This is a genomic window from Pseudoxanthomonas suwonensis J47, from assembly GCF_000513955.1.
GTDB classification, from domain to species: domain Bacteria; phylum Pseudomonadota; class Gammaproteobacteria; order Xanthomonadales; family Xanthomonadaceae; genus Pseudoxanthomonas; species Pseudoxanthomonas suwonensis_C.
Genome location: NZ_AZUZ01000032.1, coordinates 14,172 through 32,427 on the forward strand (window position 1 = coordinate 14,172; position 18,256 = coordinate 32,427).

At 71.7% G+C, this 18,256-nt stretch carries 20 protein-coding genes and 1 pseudogene; 13 read left to right on the forward strand and 8 right to left on the reverse strand.

What is annotated here, in order from left to right; translation table 11 throughout:
- Positions 1 to 30 precede the first annotated feature (30 nt).
- From M503_RS0109960 to M503_RS0109990, 7 genes are all read left to right on the forward strand, one after another.
- The gene (locus tag M503_RS0109960) at positions 31 to 1,491 is read left to right on the forward strand and encodes an SH3 domain-containing protein (protein WP_028928238.1); all 1,461 of its coding nucleotides are present in this window, start codon (positions 31 to 33) and stop codon (positions 1,489 to 1,491) included.
- Complete coding sequence (locus M503_RS0109965) at positions 1,488 to 2,585, forward strand: dipeptide epimerase (protein ID WP_028920320.1); 1,098 nt, start codon at positions 1,488 to 1,490, stop codon at positions 2,583 to 2,585. The genes M503_RS0109960 and M503_RS0109965 overlap by 4 nt, the downstream gene beginning before the upstream one ends.
- Before the next feature lie 44 nt (positions 2,586 to 2,629).
- Positions 2,630 to 3,481 carry a MurR/RpiR family transcriptional regulator gene (locus M503_RS0109970; RefSeq protein WP_028920321.1) on the forward strand — a complete coding sequence of 284 codons (852 nt, stop codon included), beginning with the start codon at positions 2,630 to 2,632 and terminating at the stop codon, positions 3,479 to 3,481.
- Positions 3,482 to 3,494: 13 nt separating this feature from the next.
- Positions 3,495 to 4,304, forward strand: coding sequence for a L,D-transpeptidase family protein (locus M503_RS0109975; RefSeq protein ID WP_051414506.1), 810 nt, complete (start codon positions 3,495 to 3,497; stop codon positions 4,302 to 4,304).
- Complete coding sequence (locus tag M503_RS0109980; protein ID WP_028920323.1) at positions 4,301 to 5,560, forward strand: dicarboxylate/amino acid:cation symporter; 1,260 nt, start codon at positions 4,301 to 4,303, stop codon at positions 5,558 to 5,560. The genes M503_RS0109975 and M503_RS0109980 overlap by 4 nt, the downstream gene beginning before the upstream one ends.
- Before the next feature lie 97 nt (positions 5,561 to 5,657).
- Positions 5,658 to 6,155, forward strand: coding sequence for a hypothetical protein (locus M503_RS0109985; RefSeq protein ID WP_028920324.1), 498 nt, complete (start codon positions 5,658 to 5,660; stop codon positions 6,153 to 6,155).
- A gap of 81 nt (positions 6,156 to 6,236) precedes the next feature.
- Entirely contained in the window at positions 6,237 to 6,569 is a 333-nt protein-coding gene (locus M503_RS0109990) for a hypothetical protein (protein WP_231472352.1), read from the forward strand.
- Positions 6,570 to 6,611: 42 nt separating this feature from the next.
- Here M503_RS0109990 and M503_RS0109995 read toward each other — a convergent pair whose 3' ends face one another.
- Together M503_RS0109995 and M503_RS0110000 are read right to left on the reverse strand one after the other, a co-directional pair.
- The gene (locus M503_RS0109995) at positions 6,612 to 8,816 is read right to left on the reverse strand and encodes a glycoside hydrolase family 3 N-terminal domain-containing protein (protein WP_028920326.1); all 2,205 of its coding nucleotides are present in this window, start codon (positions 8,814 to 8,816) and stop codon (positions 6,612 to 6,614) included.
- 198 nt (positions 8,817 to 9,014) lie between these two features.
- A complete protein-coding gene (locus M503_RS0110000) occupies positions 9,015 to 9,359 on the reverse strand; it encodes a BON domain-containing protein (RefSeq protein ID WP_028920327.1) in 345 nt (114 codons plus the stop codon).
- Between the two features lie 164 nt (positions 9,360 to 9,523).
- Here M503_RS0110000 and M503_RS0110005 point away from each other — a divergent pair, with 164 nt between their 5' ends.
- Complete coding sequence (locus tag M503_RS0110005; protein ID WP_028920328.1) at positions 9,524 to 10,564, forward strand: oxidoreductase; 1,041 nt, start codon at positions 9,524 to 9,526, stop codon at positions 10,562 to 10,564.
- Positions 10,565 to 10,944: 380 nt separating this feature from the next.
- Here the strand turns inward: M503_RS0110005 and gnd are convergent, their stop codons facing one another.
- From gnd to M503_RS17800, 3 genes and pseudogenes are all read right to left on the reverse strand, one after another.
- Positions 10,945 to 11,853 carry a phosphogluconate dehydrogenase (NAD(+)-dependent, decarboxylating) gene (gnd, locus tag M503_RS0110010; protein WP_028920329.1) on the reverse strand — a complete coding sequence of 303 codons (909 nt, stop codon included), beginning with the start codon at positions 11,851 to 11,853 and terminating at the stop codon, positions 10,945 to 10,947.
- 58 nt (positions 11,854 to 11,911) lie between these two features.
- Positions 11,912 to 12,349, reverse strand: a complete 438-nt coding sequence (locus tag M503_RS17795) for a hypothetical protein (protein ID WP_028920330.1) — start codon at positions 12,347 to 12,349, stop codon at positions 11,912 to 11,914.
- 115 nt (positions 12,350 to 12,464) lie between these two features.
- Positions 12,465 to 12,797, reverse strand: a pseudogene (locus tag M503_RS17800) (cupin domain-containing protein); the annotation flags it as partial.
- Between the two features lie 172 nt (positions 12,798 to 12,969).
- Here M503_RS17800 and M503_RS0110020 point away from each other — a divergent pair.
- Positions 12,970 to 13,827, forward strand: coding sequence for a transglutaminase-like domain-containing protein (locus M503_RS0110020; protein WP_028920331.1), 858 nt, complete (start codon positions 12,970 to 12,972; stop codon positions 13,825 to 13,827).
- Between the two features lie 119 nt (positions 13,828 to 13,946).
- Entirely contained in the window at positions 13,947 to 14,285 is a 339-nt protein-coding gene (locus M503_RS16185; RefSeq protein WP_024870052.1) for a hypothetical protein, read from the forward strand.
- A 127-nt stretch (positions 14,286 to 14,412) separates the two neighbouring features.
- On the opposite strand, the gene M503_RS0110030 is transcribed toward M503_RS16185, so the two are convergent.
- The gene (locus M503_RS0110030; RefSeq protein WP_028920332.1) at positions 14,413 to 15,075 is read right to left on the reverse strand and encodes a DUF4136 domain-containing protein; all 663 of its coding nucleotides are present in this window, start codon (positions 15,073 to 15,075) and stop codon (positions 14,413 to 14,415) included.
- Positions 15,076 to 15,208: 133 nt separating this feature from the next.
- Between M503_RS0110030 and M503_RS0110035 the strand changes: the two genes are divergently transcribed.
- The 3 genes from M503_RS0110035 (at position 15,209) to M503_RS0110045 (ending at position 17,251) form a co-directional block, all read left to right on the forward strand.
- The gene (locus M503_RS0110035; RefSeq protein WP_028920333.1) at positions 15,209 to 15,643 is read left to right on the forward strand and encodes a VOC family protein; all 435 of its coding nucleotides are present in this window, start codon (positions 15,209 to 15,211) and stop codon (positions 15,641 to 15,643) included.
- A gap of 33 nt (positions 15,644 to 15,676) precedes the next feature.
- Positions 15,677 to 16,255 carry a phasin family protein gene (locus M503_RS0110040; RefSeq protein ID WP_028920334.1) on the forward strand — a complete coding sequence of 193 codons (579 nt, stop codon included), beginning with the start codon at positions 15,677 to 15,679 and terminating at the stop codon, positions 16,253 to 16,255.
- Positions 16,256 to 16,342: 87 nt separating this feature from the next.
- Entirely contained in the window at positions 16,343 to 17,251 is a 909-nt protein-coding gene (locus M503_RS0110045; protein ID WP_155952023.1) for an SMP-30/gluconolactonase/LRE family protein, read from the forward strand.
- A 6-nt stretch (positions 17,252 to 17,257) separates the two neighbouring features.
- On the opposite strand, the gene M503_RS0110050 is transcribed toward M503_RS0110045, so the two are convergent.
- Together M503_RS0110050 and M503_RS0110055 are read right to left on the reverse strand one after the other, a co-directional pair.
- Positions 17,258 to 17,719 (reverse strand): hypothetical protein, encoded by a 462-nt coding sequence (locus M503_RS0110050; RefSeq protein ID WP_028920336.1) that lies wholly within the window; start codon positions 17,717 to 17,719, stop codon positions 17,258 to 17,260.
- Between the two features lie 112 nt (positions 17,720 to 17,831).
- The gene (locus tag M503_RS0110055; protein ID WP_028920337.1) at positions 17,832 to 18,203 is read right to left on the reverse strand and encodes a hypothetical protein; all 372 of its coding nucleotides are present in this window, start codon (positions 18,201 to 18,203) and stop codon (positions 17,832 to 17,834) included.
- Between the last annotated feature and the right edge of the window lie 53 nt (positions 18,204 to 18,256).

Sequence of the window (18,256 nt, forward strand, 5' to 3'; positions counted from 1 at the left end):
CAACCCGCCTCAAGGGGAGGATCCGGCGACATGAGCGCCCTTAGTCACGCGCCCGCGGCCCGTCGCCGTGCGCACCTGCCGCGCGCCTGGCTGCTGCTGGCCGCCCTGCTGCCGGCCACCCTGGCCGCCCGCGAACCGGCGCCTGCGCCGGCCACGCCCACCGCCGTCATCGGCGTGACCCTGGCCGACCTGGCGCCGGAGCACTGGATCGCGCAGCTGCCCGATCCGGACGCCCTGGTCCTGGATCGCGCCCAGATCGAGGCGCAGAACGCGCGCATGCGCGCCGGTGATCCTTCGATCCACGACATCGCCGCTCTGCCAGACCCGTTGCCGCGGGCACTGGTGCGCGAGCGGGTCGAGGCGCTGTCCGCGGCCCCGACCCGCACCCTCTACGACGTGCACGGCAAGACCGTGCCGAAGCGCGAACTTGATGCGCTGCAGCGCGCGATCGCGCTGGATGCGATCCCGGCCAGCCAGCCGCTGCGCTTCGGCCTGGTCGTGCACCGCGCCGCCCTGCGCGCGTTCCCGACCTCGCTGCGGGTGTTCAGCTCGCCCGGCGACACCGACATCGACCGCTTCCAGGAATCGGCGCTGTTCCCCGGCGACGCGGTGGCCGTGCTGCACCGCAGCCGCGACGGCCAGTGGCTGTTCGTGGCCAGCGAGCGCTACGAGGCCTGGATCGAAACCCGCCACGTCGCCATCGGCGAGCGCGAGGCGGTGCTCGGCTACGCCAAGCGCGCGCCGTACATCGTGGTGACCGGCGCCACCGTGCGCACCGCCTATACCCCGGAAGAGCCGCGCGTCTCGGCGCTGCAGCTGGACATGGGCCTGCGCCTGCCGCTGCGCAGCGACTGGCCGGCCGACCAGCGCGTCAACGGCCAGCATCCGTACGCCTCGCACGTGGTCGACCTGCCGGTACGCGACGCTAATGGCCGCCTGGAGTTCGTGCCGGCGCTGGTGCCGCGCTCGGCCGACGTCGCCGACGACTACCTGCCGCTGACCCGCGCCAACCTCATCCGCCAGGCCTTCAAGTTCCTCGGCGAGCGCTACGGCTGGGGCCATTCCTACGATGCCCGCGACTGCAGCGGCTTCGTCTCCGAGATCTACCGCAGCTTCGGCGTGCTGGTCCCGCGCAACACCCGCGACCAGGCGGTGAGCCCGGCGCTGGACCGGATCGCGTTCGAGCGCGGCGACAGCCGCGACAGGCGCATGGAGGCCGTGCGCGGCCTGCAGGCCGGCGACCTGGTCTACATCCCGGGCCACGTGATGGTGGCCATCGGCCACCAGGACGGCAACGCCTACATGATCCACGACACCAACGGCGGCAGCTGGCTCGGCGCCGACGGCCAGCGCGTGCGCGCCGGCCTCAACGGCGTGTCGGTGACCCCGCTGGAGCCGATGCTGTTCGGCGACGAAGAAACCTACGTGGACCGCATCACCAGCATCCAGCGGATGCGGCCCGTGAACCCGGAAGCCCAAGCCTCTCCATGAAGATCACCGACATCGAACTGGGCATGCTGCGCGTGCCCTTGAAGACGCCGTTCAAGACCGCGCTGCGCACCGTCGACACGGTCGAGGACATCGTCGTCCTGGTCCGCACCCACACCGGCCACACCGGCTACGGCGAGGCGCCGGCCACCGCGGTGATCACCGGCGATACCCATGGTTCGATCATCGAGGCGATCGACCGCTTCATCAAGCCGCGCCTGATCGGCCAGGAGATCGCCAACCTCAACCGCATCTGCGCCCTGATCCAGGGCTCGCTGGAGCGCAACACCAGCGCCAAGGCGGCGGTGGAAATCGCCATCTACGACCTGTGGGGCCAGCTGTACGACGCGCCGCTGTACAAGATGCTCGGCGGCGGCGATCCGGTCATCACCACCGACATCACCATCTCGGTGGACCACATCGACAAGATGGTCGCCGACTCGATCGCCGCGGTGGACCGCGGCTTCGACTCGCTGAAGATCAAGGTCGGCAAGGACATCGGCCTGGACATCGAGCGGGTCAAGGCGATCCACGCCGCGGTCGAGGGCCGCGCCCTGCTGCGCCTGGACGCCAACCAGGGCTGGACCGCCAAGCAGGCCGTCTACGCCATGCACACGCTGGAGAACGCCGGCGTGCTGCTGGAACTGCTGGAGCAGCCGGTCAAGGCCGCCGACATCGAGGGCCTGAAGTACGTCACCGACCGCGTGCACACCCCGGTGATGGCCGACGAGAGCGTGTTCGGGCCGAGCCAGGTGTTCGACCTGATCCAGCGCCGCGCCGCCGACATCATCAACATCAAGCTGATGAAGACCGGCGGCATCTCCAACGCCATCCGCATCGCCGACATCGCCTCGATCTACGGCGTCCAGTGCATGATCGGCTGCATGATCGAATCGGCGGTCTCGGTCGCCGCGGCCGTGCACGTGGCCGTGGCCAAGGCCGACGCGATCAGCAAGGTCGACCTCGACGGTCCCTCGCTGGGCCAGTTCAACCCGGTCGAGGGCGGGGTCATCTTCAACGAGTCGGAGATCAGCATCACCGACGCGCCCGGCCTGGGGATCAGCGAGATCCGCGGGCTGGAGCTGCTGGCGCGCTGAGCGCCGGTTGCATGGCCGCCGTCGTCCGGACCAAGATCGCGCCCATGCCGCCACTGGTGAAGATCCGCTCGGAACGCGACCACATGTCGGCGATCGAACGCCGCATCGCCGACTTCATCCTCGACAACGCCCACCTGCTGCGCGACTACTCCTCGCAGCAGCTGGCCAGCGCGCTGGGAGTGAGCCAGTCGTCGGTCGTGAAGTTCAGCCAGAAGTTCGGCTTCCGCGGCTACCCGGACCTGAAGTACAGCATCGGCCAGGCGGTGGCGCGCAACGGCGCCGACGCGCCGGCCCAAGCCGCGCCGGTGGCCGACGAGGGCGACGATTTCGCCCGCATCGAGGAAAGCCTGCGCCGCAGCAAGATCGCCGCCGAGGAGGAAACCCGGCTGCTCAACCCGCGCGCGCGGATCGAGGAGATCGTCGGGCTGCTGGATGGCGCCGGCAAGGTGTTCGTGTTCGGCCTCGGCGACGACGGCCTGTTCGCGCGCGAGTTCTCCATGCGCCTTTCGCTGCTGGGCGTGCTCACGGTGCACCACGCCGACCCGATCCTGATGATGGCCAACCTGTCGGCGGCACGGCCCGGCGACGTGATGCTGCTGTTCTCCGAGTTCGGCCAGCTGCCGCAGCTGTCGCAGATCAGCCGCCAGTTCCAGGCCTGCGAAGGCAAGGTGGTCTCGATCACCCGCCACACCGCCAACCCGCTGCGCGCCCACGCCGACGCCTCGCTGGTGGTGTCCGCGCACGATCCGCTGCCGCACGTCGAGGCGCTGTTGTACCGTTCCTCGCTGCAGTACCTGCTCGACTTCCTGTTCGTGCTGCTGTGCCATGCCAACCCGGAGCGGCACCGCCAGCTCGGCATCAACCTCGAACGCATCCGGCACCTGCTGGATACCTGACGGACCGAACCGCATGGCCCACCCTGCCGACCGCTCCCGTTCCACCTGCGCCGGCGGGCTCGGCGCCCGCCTCGGCACCCTGCTGCTGGCCCTGTGCGCGAGCGCGGCGGCCTTGGCTTCCAGCCCGCTGCAGGGCGCGCGCCAGCTGGTGCTGGTGACCACCGCGGACTGGGACGCCAGCCAGGGGACGCTGCGCTACTACCAGCGCGAAGGCGACGGCGACGCCTGGCGTGAGGCCGGCGGCTTCGCCGTGGCGATCGGTCGCAACGGCAGCGCCTGGGGCACCGGCCTGCACGCCGCGGCCGACCTCGGCGAAGGCCCGCGCAAGCGCGAGGGCGACGGGCGCAGCCCGGCCGGCGCCTTCGCGATCGGCCCGGCCTTCGGCTATGCCGCGCAGGCCGACACCGCCGTGCCCTACCTGCCGATGCAGGCCAGCCACCGGTGCATGGACGTGCCGGAGTCGCCGCACTACAACCTGATCGTCGACGCGCGCGAGGTCGGCGAGGCGGCGGTCGCCGGGTCCAGCGAACCGATGCGCCTGGACCTGCATGCCAAGGGCGATCCGCGCTACCGCCTGGGCCTGGTGATCGGGCACAACCCCGACAACGTGCCGCAGGGCGGCAGCTGCATCTTCGCCCACCTGTGGCGCAAGCCCGGCGAGGCCACGGCCGGCTGCACGGCGATGGCCGACGCGGACATGGAAGCGCTGCTGGGCTGGCTGGAGCCGGCCGCGCAGCCGCGCTTCGTGCTGCTGCCCGAGGCCGAGCGCGCGCGGCTGGCCGGCGACTGGCAGCTGCCGGCCGCGCAGGAGGCCGGGCGATGAGGTGGCCGGGCGCGACCGCGCGGGTCCTGATCGCGCTGCTGGCCGGCGCCGTCGTCGGCCTGGCCCTGGCCCACTGGCATCCGGGCGCGGCGGCCACCGCCGCCAGCATCGCCCAGCCGGTCGGCAAGCTGTGGCTGAGCGCGCTGCAGATGACCGTGGTGCCGCTGGTGCTGGCGCTGGTGATCCTGGGCGTGGCCACCGCCGCCGACGCCGCCTCGTCCGGACGCGTGGCGCGGCGCGCGCTCACCACCTTCGTGGTGCTGCTGTCGCTGTTCGCCGCCTACGCGGCGCTGGTGGCGCCGGCGCTGCTGTCGCTGGTGCCGCGCAGCCCGCAGCTGGCCGCGACCCTGCAGGCCTCGCCGGCGGCGATGGCGGTCGGCGAGGCGCCGACGCTGGCGCAGTGGATCGGCAACATCATCCCGTCGAACGCGATCATGGCCGCCGCGCAGGGCGCGATGCTGCCGCTGGTGGTGTTCGCGCTGTTCTTCGGTTTCGCCCTCACCCGCGTGGCGGTGGACCGGCGCGCTCAGGTGGTCGGCCTGTGCCACGGCATCGCCGACACCATGATCGTGATCGTGCACTGGGTGCTGCTGGCCGCGCCGCTGGGCGTGTTCGCGCTGATGCTGGCGGTATGCGCGCAGGCCGGGCTTGGCGTGGTCGGCGCGCTGGCCGGCTACATCGTCCTGCAGTGCGCGATGTACATCGGCGCGATCGCGATCTGCTACGGACTGGTCGCGGTATTCGCGCGGCGTTCGCCCGCTGCGTTCGCCAGCGCGATCCTGCCGGCGCAGGTGGTGGCCGCCAGCACCCAGTCCTCGCTGGCCTCGCTGCCGGCGATGCTGGAAAGCGCGCGCGAGCGGCTGGGCCTGTCGCCCTCGGTGGCGGCGCTGGTGCTGCCGATGGCGGTGACCCTGTTCCGCATCACCTCGCCGATCCAGTACCTCGTCGCCGCCGCGTTCGTGGCCTGGGCCTACGGCATCGAACTGACCGCGCTGCAGCTGGCTGCCGGCTCGGCACTGGCGGTGGTGATCAGCCTGGGTTCGGTGGGCCTGCCCGGCCAGGTGAGCTTCATGGCCACGGTGATGCCGGTGACCCAGTCGATGGGGCTGCCGGTGGAACCGCTGGGCCTGCTGCTGGCGGTGGACACCATTCCCGACGTGTTCGCCACCACCGGCAACGTGACCGGCGACCTCACCGCCACCGCGATCGTGGCGCGGCAGAGCAGCGACATCGCCGACACCCCGCCGGCATCGTGACATCTCCGCGGCGAGGCTGAATCCCGCCCCGCCGCGATCACGCGTGGATCACCGCCGCGGCCGGACATTGGCGCCCTTGCCAACGACGGAGCGCGCGATGAAGACCCGACGCATCTACTCGACCCCGAACCTGGCCGCGGCGCAGGCGGCGCTGGCCGCCGCGCACGAAGCCGGCATCGAACGCGATTCGCTGTCGCTGATCGCGCGCTCGGACATCGAGATGGAAGCGGTGCCCAGCGACCTGCGCGAAGCGCATACCGACATGGTCCCCGCAGCGCTGCGCGGAGCCGCCGGCGGCGGTGCGATGGGGCTGGTCGCCGGGCTGGCCGCGGTCGCGATCCCGCCGCTGGGCATCACCCTCGCCGGCGCCGGGATCATGGCGGCGGTGGGTGCGCTGGTCGGCAGCTGGTCCTCGGCGCTGATGGGCGCCACCGTGCCGGATCCAGTGCGCCGCCGGTTCGAGGACGAGATCGAGGCCGGCCGCATCCTGCTGGTGGTCGACGCCGAGGACGGGGAGCTCCCGCGTGCGGAAGCGGCGGTGCTGCGGGCCGGCGCCGCGCCCATGCCCTACGACGCGCCCAGCGCGGTCAGCTGAACCGCGCCTGCGCATAACCTCGCGATCACGCCGGCGGACACCGGCGTTAACCGCCGCGTCGCTACGTTGCAGGCTCATCCGATGAACATGAGAGACGCCATGGCCCCGCAGCAACCCGGTTACCAGATCCCCGGCCGCGAGCCGGTCGACTCGTTCACCGATTCGAGCTACTGGCAGCAGCAGTACAACCGTGAGCCCTACTACCTCGAAGGCGACAGCTACGAGGACTTCGACCCGGCCTACCGCCTCGGCTACGGCGCGCGCCGGCGCCATCCGCAGCACGACTTCGCCAGCCTCGAGGCCCAGCTGCAACAGGAATGGGAAGCGAGCAAGGGCCCGTCGCGCCTGGACTGGAACCGCGCCCGCCACGCCGTGCTGCGCGCCTGGGAACGCGGCGAGCCGCACGGTATCTGACGGTAACGAGGATTGCGGACGGACGCCGGTGCGCCGGGCGCGTCAGCGTCCGTCCGCCGGCGCGAGCAGCTCGAAGCTCGCCGGGGCTCCCGCGACCGAAGACGGCGCAATCCACACATCGAAGGCACCCGGCTCGGCGCCATGGGTGCCATCGGCCCGGGTGAACGCCAGGTCCGCGCGCGACAGGGTGAACTCCACGTCGCGTGATTCGCCCGGCTGCAGCAGGATCTTGCGGAAGCCCTTCAGCTCGCGCACCGGGCGCACCCGGCTACCGACGCGGTCGTGCACGTACAGCTGCAGCACTTCCTCGGCCGCGCGCTCGCCCGTGTTGCGCACCGTGCAGCGCACGGTCAGCGCGCCGTTCCATTCCAGTGTCGCAGCATCGACGCGGGTCTCGCCGTACTCGATCCTGCCGTAACCCAGACCGTGGCCGAAAGGATACAGCGCGGTGTTCGGGTACTCGCGCCAGCGCGCCTTGAATTCGGACATTTCCGGCGTTTCAGGGCGGCCGGTGCGCGGATGGTTGTAGAAGTACGGCTGCTGCCCGGAATCGTGCGGGAAGCTCACCGGCAGCCGGCCCGACGGGCTGTACCCGCCGAACACCACGTCGGCGATGGCATGGCCGGTCTGGCTGCCGAGGAACCAGGTCACCAGGATCGCCTGCGCATCGTGGATCGCGCCTTCCAGCGCCAGTGCGCGGCCGTTGCGCAGCAGCACCACCACCGGCGTGCCGGTCGCAGCCACCGCCTCGGCCAGCGCCTGCTGCGCCGGCGGAATGACGATACGGGTGCGCGACTGCGCCTCGCCGCTGTAGCGCTGCGGTTCGCCCACCGCCAGCAGGACCACGTCTGCGCGGCGGGCCGCGGCCACCGCCGCCTCGATGCCGCCTTCGATCGGCGCTTCCAGGCCACAGCCATCGACCACTTCCAGCGCACCGCCCGTTCCGTCGAGCGCGGCGGCGATGCCCGTCTCGAGGGTGACGTAGCGCGAGCGGTCGCCGAACAGGGTCCAGCAGCCTTCGATGTTGTCGCGGTCGCGCGCGAACGGGCCGACCAGGGCGATGCGTGCATCACGCCGCAGCGGCAGCACGCCGCCGTCGTTCTTCAGCATCACGATCGAGCGCCGGGCCGCATCGCGGGCCAGCGCCTCGTGCGCCTCGCGGTGCGAGGTATCGGCTTCGCGCGCCGGATCCAGGGAACGGTACGGATCGTCGAACAGGCCGATCGCCGCCTTCACCGAAAGCACCCGGCGTACCGCCTCGTCCACCGCCTCCACCGGCACCACGCCTGACTCCACCAGTGCCGGCAGGTGGGCGGCGTAGTGGCCGCTCTGCATGCTCATGTCCATGCCGGCGGCGAACGCCAGGCGGGTCGCGTCGCGGTCGTCGGCCGCGTAGCCGTGCGCGACCAGCTCCATGTCGGCGGTGTAGTCGGACACCACCAGGCCGGGGAACTGCCATTCGCCGCGCAGCAGCGTGGTCAGCAGCGCATGGTTGGCGCTGGCCGGGATGCCGTTGATGTCGTTGAACGCGGTCATAACCGTCAGCGCGCCGGCGTCGAACGCGGCCTTGAACGGTGGCAGGTGCACGTCGCGCAGGGTGCCGCGCGAGATTTCCACGTAGTTGTAGTCCATGCCCGCGGCTACCGCGCCGTAGGCGGCGAAGTGCTTGGGCGTGGCCAGCAGCGAATCGTGCGCGCGCAGGTCCGGGCCCTGGAAACCGCGCACGCGCGCGGCGGCAAACGCGCAGCCCAGATGCACGTCCTCCCCGGCGCCTTCGGCGACGCGCCCCCAGCGCTGGTCGCGGGCGATGTCCACGGCCGGGGCAAAGGTCCAGTGCAGGCCGGCCGCGGTGGCCTCGATCGCGGTGGCGCGCGCGGTGCGCTCGGCCAGCCCGGGTTCGAAGCTGGCCGCTTCGCCCAGCGGGATCGGGAACACGGTGCGCATGCCATGGATCACGTCGGCGGCCAGCAGCACCGGGATGCCGAGCCGGCTTTCTTCCACCGCCACGCGCTGGATCTCGCGGCCCTGCTCGGCGCCGACGCCATTGAACAGCGCGCCCACGCGGCCGGCGCGCACCTGCTCGAGCACTTCGGCGGCGTTGCGGACGTTGGTCTCCGGATTCACGTCCGGCGCGAAGGGACGGACCATGTCCGCGAAGATGCCCAGCTGGCCGACCTTCTCTTCGAGGGTCATGCGCGCCAGCAGGTCCTCTACCCTCGCGTCGGTGGGCTTCGCTTCAATCGGCATTCGGCGGGGTACGGCGTGGGGAAGGGGGCCGATTCTATCCGAGGCGCCCGGAACGGCCAGCGAAGCCTGGCGTGGCCCGTGTAACGTTCTGTAACAGGCATCACCCGGTGCCGGAAAAGAAAGCGGCGCGGAGTCCAGAAGGACTCCGCGCCGCTTGGCGCGCCGTCGTCACCCCGGTGCGCCAGAACCTTCGCGCCGTCAGCGCGAACCGGTGACCTTCACCTTGGTGGTGTCGACCTTGGACACGCCGTCGATGCCCTTGGCGATCTCCTTGGCCTTGTCGGCCTGGGCCTGGGTCTCGGCGGTACCGGTCAGGTAGACCACGCCGTCGACGGTGTCGACTTCGAGCTTGGTGCCGGACACGTCGCTGTCGGCCAGCAGGCTCGACTTCACCTTGGTGGTGATCCAGGTGTCGTTGACCGGCTGCGACGAATCGGCGTCGGCGGCCGGCTTCTTCTCCGGCTTCTCGTCGTTGGCCAGCGCCATGTTGGCGCCCAGCGCGGCGACCAGGGCAACCGCGAAAATCGATGCATTCCTGCACATTGGCGAAACTCCTTTCCTGTGGATGTGGGGCGCAGTCTCCCGATCCGCGCGTCTAGCGTCGGTGAATCCTGGCGTGAAGGTTGTGCAGGATTCAGGCGCGCGAGGCTTGCCGGAAGCACGCCCGCACACGTGTAATCCATACTGGTTCCAGCAAGGACACGGACATGGCCACCATCGAGGTCGCACTGGTCGGTTACGGCCTGGCCGGTCGCGTGTTCCACGCGCCGTTGATCGAGGCGACGCCCGGCCTGCATCTGCACACCGTGGTCTCCAGCGACCCGGCCAAGGTGCACGCCGCCCTTCCGCAGGTGCGCGTGCTCCCGGAGCCGGCCGCGGCCTTCGCCGATCCGGCGATCCAGCTGGTCGTGCTGGCCACGCCCAACGACACCCACGCACCGCTGGCGCTGCAGGCGCTGGCCGCCGGCAAGCATGTCGTCGTCGACAAACCCTTCGCCCTGGACACGACCCAGGCGCAGGCGATGGCCGAGGCCGGACGCGAACACCGGTGCGTACTGGCCGTGTTCCACAATCGGCGCTGGGACGCCGACTTCCTCGCCCTGCGCGGACTGCTCCAGGCCGGCGCGCTGGGCGAAGTCGCCGAATTCCACTCGCACTTCGACCGCTTCCGCCCGCAGGTGCCCGACCGCTGGCGCGACCGCGCCGGTCCCGGCAGCGGCCTGTGGTACGACCTGGGTCCGCACCTGGTCGACCAGGCCCTGCAGCTGTTCGGCACCCCGCTCGCCGTGCAGGCCGACCTGGGGCTGCAGCGCGACGGCGCCAGCGCGGTCGACTACTTCCACGTGCAGCTGCGCTATCCGCGCCTGCGCGCGGTACTGCACGCCGGCTCGCTGGTCCCCGGACACGGCCTGCGCTTCGCCGTCCACGGCAGCGGCGGCAGTTGGATCAAGCACGGCCTGGACCCGCAGGAAGACGCGCTGCGCGGCGGTGCCATCCCCGGCGGCGCGGACTGGGGCCGCGATCCGCGCCCGGGCACCCTGCTGCGCGTGCAGCCGGACGGCAGCGTGCGCGAGGAAGCCTCACCGACGCCGCCGGGTGACTACCTCGCCTATTACGCACAGCTGCGTGATGCGATCACCGATGGAGCGCCGCCACCTGTTTCAGTGGAGGACGCGCTGGCGACGATCCGGGTGATCGAGGCGGGGCTGCGCAGCAACGCCGAGCGGCGGGAGATCGCGCTTGCCTGAAGCAGGCAGGGTAGGCGTGCGTTGTCGGGTTGCCGACCCTTTCCCCCCTGCCCCCGCTCCGCGCCCCGGCCCGCGTCCAGAGGACGCGGGCGTTCGACGGCATGCGCGCAAGTGGCGCGCAAACATGCCGTCTCACCCCGGTGGGAGAGAGAGGAGATAGAAGCCATGACCTCAACGCGCCGGAAGACGCGGTAGCGCGGGGGTATGCCGCAAGCAGCACATGGATGTGCTGCGCTCGCGCGTTGGAGCAGGACGCGGAACCGCGCGATGCGCCATACCCCGCGCTGCCGCGGCTCCGTCCGAAGCCGGCCAGCTCAACGCCGTTGCCGTTGCTGTTGCCTCGCTGTTGCTGCACCCGCCGTTCCGCCCACCCGCCGGCACTACTCGCGTTTCACCCCATGCCCGCCAAAACGGTCGCGCAGCGCGGCCAGCAGGCGGTCGCTGAAGGACTCACGGTCGCGCGAACGCAGCCGCTCCAGCAGCGACAACGTGATCACCGGCGCCGGCACGTCCAGCTCCACCGCCTCGGCCACCGTCCATCGGCCCTCGCCCGAGTCCGGCACCCACGCCGCGATGCCTTCCAGCGACGGGTTGTCGCGCAACGCATCGGCGGCCAGGTCCAGCAGCCAGGAACGGACCACGCTGCCATGCCGCCAGATCTCGGCCACATGCGGCAGGTCCAGCGCCAGCTCCTCCTTGCGCTGCATGATCGCGAAGCCTTCCGCGTAGGCTTGCATCATTCCGTACTCGATGCCGTTGTGGACCATCTTGGCGAAGTGGCCCGCGCCTTCCGGGCCGACCCGGCCCCAGCCGCGATCGGGCGCCGGCGCCAGCGTCTCGAACAGCGGCCGCAGCCGTTCGCAGGCTGCCGCATCGCCGCCGACCATCAGGCTGTAACCCTCCTGCAGGCCCCACACCCCGCCGCTGGTGCCGCAGTCGAGGAAGTCGATGCCCTGCGCACGGCACTGCGCCGCGCGGCGCTGGCTGTCGCGGTAGTTGGAATTGCCGCCGTCGACCACCATGTCGCCGCCCTGCAGCAATGGCAGCAGCGTAGCCAGCGTGGCGTCGACCGGCTCGCCCGCCGGGACCATCAGCCACAGCGCGCGTGGCGCCGGCAGCGCGGCCACCAGCGCCTGCAGCGATTCCACCGTCTCCAGCCCGTGCGCCTGGGCCGCCCGTTCGCGCGCACCGGCGCCAGGGTCGAAACCGACCACGCGGTGTCCGCCGCGCTGCAGCCGCGCGGCCATGTTCGCGCCCATCCGGCCCAGGCCGATCATGCCGATATCCATGCCACCTCCGTTCGCGTGGGCCGGCGGCCGCGCACGTGCGGCGCGCCGGTCCGGTCTCTCAACGCAGCCAGCCGCGGGCCAGCGCCCGCCGCGCATAGCTCCACAGGAACGCGGCAATGACCAGCAGCAGCAGCGGCATCGCCAGCCCCGCCGCGCCATAGGCCGCCCATGCCGGCGTCACCAGGTAGGCCCCGAGGAACTGCACCAGCAGCGCCAGCAGCGAGATGCCGAACATCGTCACCGCCCAGCGCCGGCGTACCAGCAAGCCGATCGCGCCAAGCAGCCCGCCGAACACGGCGAAGGCGAAGGCCACGTCCACCCACGCCGGCGTGGCCTGGTACACCTGCCGCTGCAGCTCGGTCAGGGCCGCCAGGCGGGTGTCGTCCATCGTCACCTGCATGTAGAACATCGCCACGCCGATCAGGTTCCAGACCAGCGCCAGGATCGCCACCAGCCAGTACGCCGGGGGCCTCGAGGCTACCGTTTGCGTCTGCATGTCCGCCTCCCCTTCCGCGGCGCCAGTGCCGCCGGGCCGAGCCTACGCCCATGCCGGTGCGGGTGGCAGTGCCTGGGCCCAGGGACCGGTCCGGGCGCGTCATCGCGGCCTCCGCGCCGGCGGACGCGGGTTGCCCCCCCTCCGTGTACGCGGGCGGCGCGTAGAAGTTGAGCGTGCGCAGCGGGGTGCGCCCGGTGTTGCGGATCTCGTGCGCCTCGCCGCGCTCGATCAGCAGCAGGCTGCCCTCGCCCGGACGCCGGCGTACGCCGTCGACGATGGCCACGCCGCTGCCGGACACCACGTACAGCCACTGCTCGACGGCGCGATGGCGGTTGTCGGGCCCGCCCTCGCTGTCACCAGGGGCGATCACCATCTGCGCGGCCTGCACGCCGCGGCATTCGGCCACCACGCGGAAGCCACGGCCGAAACGCAACCGGCGCTGCTGCATCGGAACACTCCTTGCGAGGACGACCACCGGATCGTCGCGCAGCGCGGCGTTAACGATGCGTCGCGCGTGGCTGAACGCGACAGTTTCCATGCGCGCGAACCGGCCATGTTTCACGCCGCCTTGCGCGCACGACCGGTGCAATCGGCTTCCCCCACCCCCACGGGCCACACCGATGCTGATCCGCCTCGGGTTCGAGATCGCCTACCGCTTCCTGCAGCCCACGCCGATGGTGGTGATGCTCGACGTCCACGGTTCGCGCAGCCACGACATCGTCGACATGCAACCGCTGTCGACCTGGCCGCTGCTGCCGACGCGGCAGTTCCGCGACGCCTTCGGCAATACCTGCACGCGCCTGGTCGCCCCGGCCGGCCTGCTGATGCTCACCGCCGACGCGGTGGTGCGCGACAGCGGCCTGCCCGACCGCCAGGCGCCGGACGCGATGCAGATGCCGGTGGAGGCGCTGCCGGACGAGACCCTGGTGTTCCTGCGCGCCAGCCGCTACTGCGAGACCGACGTGCTGATGCAGTACGCCTGGGACCGCTTCGGCCACATCCCGCCGGGCTGGGCACGGGTGCAGGCGATCTGCGACCACGTCCACGAGGCGATCGAGTTCGGCTACCACCACGCCGACCCGACCCGCGGCGCGCGGCGCGCGCTCGAGGAAGGCCGTGGCGTGTGCCGCGACTTCGCCCACGCCGCCGTCGCCCTGTGCCGCTGCATGAACATCCCCGCGCGCTACTGCACCGGCTACCTCGGCGACATCGGCATCCCGCCGGTGGACGCGCCGATGGATTTCTCGGCGTGGTTCGAGGCCTGGCTCGATGGCGACTGGTACACCTTCGACGCGCGCCACAACACCCCGCGCATCGGCCGCGTGCTGATCGCCCGCGGCCGCGACGCGGCCGACGTGGCGATCAGCAGCACCTTCGGCCCCAACACCCTGGAGCGCTTCCAGGTGTGTACCGACGAGACGCGCCAGCCGCTGCTGGCCGCGCCGGGCGAAGCCGCCGGGCTCGCCCTGGCCGGCTGAACCTTTCACTCCGTGCCAGCGCCGCCTTGCCGCGCAGGCAACGTCGCGGCACGGAACATGGGGGGGCACGGTGCATTCGCGCCTGTCCCTGCACCACCGCAGCCCCACGGGAGGAACCGATGAAGAAGATCCAGCTGCTTGCCCTTGCCGCCCTGACCGGCGCCTTCGCCGCCGGCACGGCCTTCGCCGGCGACGGCAACATGTCCAGCACCGACAAGGTGAAGAAGATGGACACCGATGGCGACAACCGCCTGAGCCTGGCCGAGTTCACCGCCGGCGGCCGCAAGACCGCCGACGATTTCGCCAAGTACGACGTCAATGGCGACGGCTATGTCACCGACGAGGAAATCGATGCCGGCAAGGAACGCGGCATGACCCCGGGCGAGAAGAAGGACGCGCGCGCCAAGGCGCATCCGGTGCCCAGCACCAACCCGAAGTCGCCGACGCCGACTCCTTAAGCGAGCGGTGCCGCGCGCCCGCGCAGCGCGGGGGCGCGGCACCTGCAGGTGGACGGGCCATCCGTCCACCGCGCGCAACTCCGCTTCCTCCAGGCCTGCGGCGTGCCACGCCGCAGGCTTCGCGCGCTCAGCGCGCCTTCGCCGGCAGGGACTCCAGCGTACGCGTGGCGATCGCATCCAGTCGTGCCTGCGTGCCGTCGCCCGGGTGCACCGTGCCGCTGTTGAGTACGCTCCACAGCACCCGCAGCGATTCCGGTTCCACCACCTCCACGTGCAGGCCGCCTTCGGTGCGCTCGCTGGCGACGAAGCGGTAGCGCGAGACCGGCGCGCCGCTGTCGTTGCGCACGACCAGCTGCGAGCAGCGGCCACCGCGGCATTCCACCGCCGCCATGCGCGTGCTGCCGCCGGCCTGTTCCTCAACCGGCAACACCTGGGTGAGATCACGCACGCCGACCCGGTAGGCGACCAGGAAATCCGCCGCGCCATCGCCGGCGGAGCGGTAGCCCTTGGCCTGCAGCGCAGTGGACAGCGCCTGTTCCAGCCGCATGCGGAACTCCTCGTCCTGGACCCGCGCGTCCAGCTCGGCGCTGGTCGCCGGCAGCAGCGGCACGAAGGCGAACGAGGGACCCGGCAACGCCGTGGCCGGCATTGCCACGGTGACCTTGCCGGCCGGCGCGGGGCGCGCGCTTCCCGCGGTGCCGGCACATGCGGCCAGGACCAGCACGGCGAGGCTGCAGGACAGCGCGCACAGCGCGCGCAGGACGAACCTGGAACGGGCGACGGGGCGCATGGGCGTTTCCTCGGACGGGCCGCGCCCAGCATAGCCCCGCGGTGGCGGCGGTGGGCGGCGGTGGGCCATGCTCACGCCCACTGAACCTTTCCTGCGCAGACTGGGGCCGCCCCTTCTTCACGGAGCCCGTCGCATGGAAACCAGCGAACTGCACCGCGGCCGCCTGATCGACCACCTGCAGCTGGTGGTCCGCGACCTCGACGCCAGCCGCACCTTCTACGGCGCGGTACTCGAGGCTCTGGGGATCCCGATCGGCGGCGAGGGCGAGGACTGGTTCTGGGCCGACGAGCTGTTCGTCTCCACCGCCGGCAGCGAGGCGGCCACCGGCCAGCTGACCGGCCGCCACCACCTGGCCTTCCAGGCCCGCGACCGCGCCATGGTGGAAGCGTTCCACGCCGCGGCGCTGGCCAATGGCGGCCGCGACAACGGCGCGCCTGGCCTGCGCGGCTACCACCCCGGGTATTACGCCGCGTTCGTGCTGGACCCGGACGGCAACAACATCGAGGCCGTGTACCACGGCCCGGCCGAGCGCAGCGCCGACTCGGTCCGCATCCGTTTCGAGGGATAGCCGCTATCCCGCCCCTCGCCGGAGGACGCCCGCATGAAAGATCCCACCGCACTTCCCCTGGCCCTGTACCGGGCCAACAGCGAGCTGCAGTCGCGCCTGGCCGAACTGGTCCAGGACAGCGCCCTGATGTGGCTGGAGTTCGGCCAGCGCATGATCAACGAGGGCCTGGTCGACGGCAGCGCCGACGTGCAGGAGATGCTGCGCACCCAGGACTGGCAGAAGCTGCTGTCGCTGCCGGCGGATGCTTTCTGGCGCCAGCTGCAGCAGCGCTTCGGCGACCACCAGGCGGCCGCGGAGATCGCCCTGGCGGCGCAGGCCGGCTTCGCCCAGGGCGTGCAGGAAGCCCTGCAGGCCTGGCACCGCGACACCGTCGCGGCGCTGGACGAGGCCGGCCTGGCCTCGGCGGCGCCGGCGTTCGATCCAGCCTGGGCCAGTGTTTTCGAAGGCTGGGACGCCTGGCTGCACCCGCACGACGTTGCCGCCGCCGGTGCGAGCGACGGCGCGGCCAGGCGCCCGGCCACCAGGCACGCGACGGCGGCGAAGAAGAAGCCTCCGGCGAAGAAAGCCCCTTCGCGCTCCAGCAGCACCTCCGGCAAGCCCGCCCGGCACTGATGCCGCTGCGGCAATGCATCGGAAGATCGCGCGGCCACGCGGCCACTTGCACAGGCGATACTGCCCGGTCACAGGCAAGGAGGTCCCATGCGCCGTATTCCCGATGCTTCCCGCGTGGCGCTGGCCGCGCTGCTGGCCCTCGCCTGCGCCGGCGCGCAGGCCGCCACGTCCCATCCGGCGCCCGCGCCGCTGTGGGTGGCCGAAGGCTTCAGCACGCCCGAATCGGTGGTGTTCGACCCGCAGCGCAACGTGTTCTATGTGTCCAACATGGCCACGCGCGGCGAAGACGCGGTGCCGGGCGACGGCTTCGTCAGCCGGCTCGATGCCGACGGCCGCATCCTCGACCTGCAGTGGGTGACCGGCCTGGAGAACCCGAAGGGACTGGCGCTGGCCAACGGCCGCCTCTACGCCGGCGACGACGATGCGCTGGTGGAGATCGACACCGAGGCCGGCAGGATCCTCGCCCGCCACGCGCCGGCCGATGGCGGCCCGGGACAGTTCAACGACGCCACCGCCGATGCCGACGGCAACGTCTACGTCTTCAGCCGGCGCCTGGACACGGTGTTCCGCCTCGCCGACGGCCACTTCGAGCCGTGGCTGGAACTGGATCCGGCGGTGACCGGCCGTCCCAACGGGCTGCGCGTGGACGGCGAGCGCCTCCTGATGGGCAGCTGGCAGGTCCCGCCGGACGGCAGCCAGCTCGGCCACCTGTCGACGGTGGCGCTGGCCGACCGCACGCTGGGCCGCATCGGCAGCACGCCGATCGGCCATATCGACGGCATCGAGCCCGACGGCCAGGGCGGCTGGACGATCACCGACTGGACCCGGGGCCAGCTGCTGCACGTGGACGGCGAAGGCAACGCCACGCCGCTGCTCGAACTGGTGAAGGGTTCGGCCGACCACCTCTACCTGGCCGGCCGGCAGCTGCTGGTGATCCCGTTGCTGCTGGACGACCAGGTGCGCGCCTACCGCTGGGCGCCGGCGCAGGCGGAGTAGGCGCCCTTAGCGCGGCCCGCGTCCCCACGGATGCGGGCCGGGCGGCGGGCCCATCCACGCCCCGGGCAGCGCGCCATCGAAGGTGCCGACGTCCAGGCGCAGGTTGAAGCTGCGCGGATTGCCGTCGTCGTCCGCCGATTCCTTGCAGTAGTTCAAGGAAGCGGCCTGCCAGTTGCTGTTGCCGAACCGCGAGGAATGGCCGATGCCGGCGCTGACGCTGCCGGTGACGTCGCGCTCGCTGCCATCCGGCGCGGTCGGGCATGCGCTGCGACGCGCCACGGTCGTGCTTTCGCTGGCCGGCACGCCGGAGGTGTCGCCGTACCAGGTGCCCGGCGGATCATTGCGGTAGGCCTGGTTGGGCAGCGACAGGTCCAGCGCGTCGAGCTCGCCCGGCTGCATGGCTTCGCCGGCGAAGGCCGGCATGGCGGCCAGCGACAGGATCAGGGCACAGGCGATAGTCGGGCGCATCGTGTTCCAGGTTCCCCGCGTCCCCGGAGGGGACGGTATCGAAGCCATGCTGGCAGGCCTGGCTTGAACGGCGGCTGGCCGCCGGCATAGGCGCCGGGAACCTCCGCGCCGATCAGCGCTTGCGCAGGCGCCGCGCGTTCGCGCCGGCCTTGCGCCGCACCGGCGCCAGGCCGCGCCCGGCGATGCGTTCCAGCGCCGCCGCACCCTGCGCGAACTGCGCGGCCGGCCCCGCGCCGGACAGCAGCGACAGCGCCAGCTGCTGTTGGGCGATCGCGGTCTCGGTCCACATCGCCATCCAGGCCTGGGCGAAGGCGAAGGGCTTCTCCATGACCATGCCGGCGAACTCGCGGCGGTCGCGCGCCGAGGGCACGGCCCCGGCCTGCGCGATGCGCTGCAGCCGTGCGGCCATCACCTGCGGCACCGACACGCCCAGCTCCAGCAGCTGGGTGGCGGCGGCAGCCGGCTTGCGCGTGCGACGTGGCATCGGCGGTTCCTCGCGTGGACAGGCACCAGCCTGCCAGAGGCGATGGAAGCGCC

Bases quoted from the DNA above. Each gene is read 5' to 3' on its own strand.
- M503_RS0109970 (WP_028920321.1), top strand. From the start codon at position 2,630: ATGCCGCCACTGGTGAAGATCCGCTCGGAACGCGACCACATGTCGGCG.
- M503_RS0110000 (WP_028920327.1), bottom strand. From the start codon at position 9,359: ATGTGCAGGAATGCATCGATTTTCGCGGTTGCCCTGGTCGCCGCGCTG.
- gnd (WP_028920329.1), bottom strand. From the start codon at position 11,853: ATGGATATCGGCATGATCGGCCTGGGCCGGATGGGCGCGAACATGGCC.
- M503_RS0109985 (WP_028920324.1), top strand. From the start codon at position 5,658: ATGAAGACCCGACGCATCTACTCGACCCCGAACCTGGCCGCGGCGCAG.
- M503_RS0109975 (WP_051414506.1), top strand. From the start codon at position 3,495: ATGGCCCACCCTGCCGACCGCTCCCGTTCCACCTGCGCCGGCGGGCTC.
- M503_RS16185 (WP_024870052.1), top strand. From the start codon at position 13,947: ATGAAGAAGATCCAGCTGCTTGCCCTTGCCGCCCTGACCGGCGCCTTC.
- M503_RS0110050 (WP_028920336.1), bottom strand. From the start codon at position 17,719: ATGCGCCCGACTATCGCCTGTGCCCTGATCCTGTCGCTGGCCGCCATG.
- M503_RS0110030 (WP_028920332.1), bottom strand. From the start codon at position 15,075: ATGCGCCCCGTCGCCCGTTCCAGGTTCGTCCTGCGCGCGCTGTGCGCG.
- M503_RS0110040 (WP_028920334.1), top strand. From the start codon at position 15,677: ATGAAAGATCCCACCGCACTTCCCCTGGCCCTGTACCGGGCCAACAGC.
- M503_RS0109995 (WP_028920326.1), bottom strand. From the start codon at position 8,816: ATGCCGATTGAAGCGAAGCCCACCGACGCGAGGGTAGAGGACCTGCTG.
- M503_RS0109960 (WP_028928238.1), top strand. From the start codon at position 31: ATGAGCGCCCTTAGTCACGCGCCCGCGGCCCGTCGCCGTGCGCACCTG.
- M503_RS0109965 (WP_028920320.1), top strand. From the start codon at position 1,488: ATGAAGATCACCGACATCGAACTGGGCATGCTGCGCGTGCCCTTGAAG.
- M503_RS0110005 (WP_028920328.1), top strand. From the start codon at position 9,524: ATGGCCACCATCGAGGTCGCACTGGTCGGTTACGGCCTGGCCGGTCGC.
- M503_RS0109980 (WP_028920323.1), top strand. From the start codon at position 4,301: ATGAGGTGGCCGGGCGCGACCGCGCGGGTCCTGATCGCGCTGCTGGCC.
- M503_RS0110045 (WP_155952023.1), top strand. From the start codon at position 16,343: ATGCGCCGTATTCCCGATGCTTCCCGCGTGGCGCTGGCCGCGCTGCTG.
- M503_RS0110020 (WP_028920331.1), top strand. From the start codon at position 12,970: ATGCTGATCCGCCTCGGGTTCGAGATCGCCTACCGCTTCCTGCAGCCC.
- M503_RS0109990 (WP_231472352.1), top strand. From the start codon at position 6,237: ATGAACATGAGAGACGCCATGGCCCCGCAGCAACCCGGTTACCAGATC.
- M503_RS0110035 (WP_028920333.1), top strand. From the start codon at position 15,209: ATGGAAACCAGCGAACTGCACCGCGGCCGCCTGATCGACCACCTGCAG.
- M503_RS17795 (WP_028920330.1), bottom strand. From the start codon at position 12,349: ATGCAGACGCAAACGGTAGCCTCGAGGCCCCCGGCGTACTGGCTGGTG.
- M503_RS0110055 (WP_028920337.1), bottom strand. From the start codon at position 18,203: ATGCCACGTCGCACGCGCAAGCCGGCTGCCGCCGCCACCCAGCTGCTG.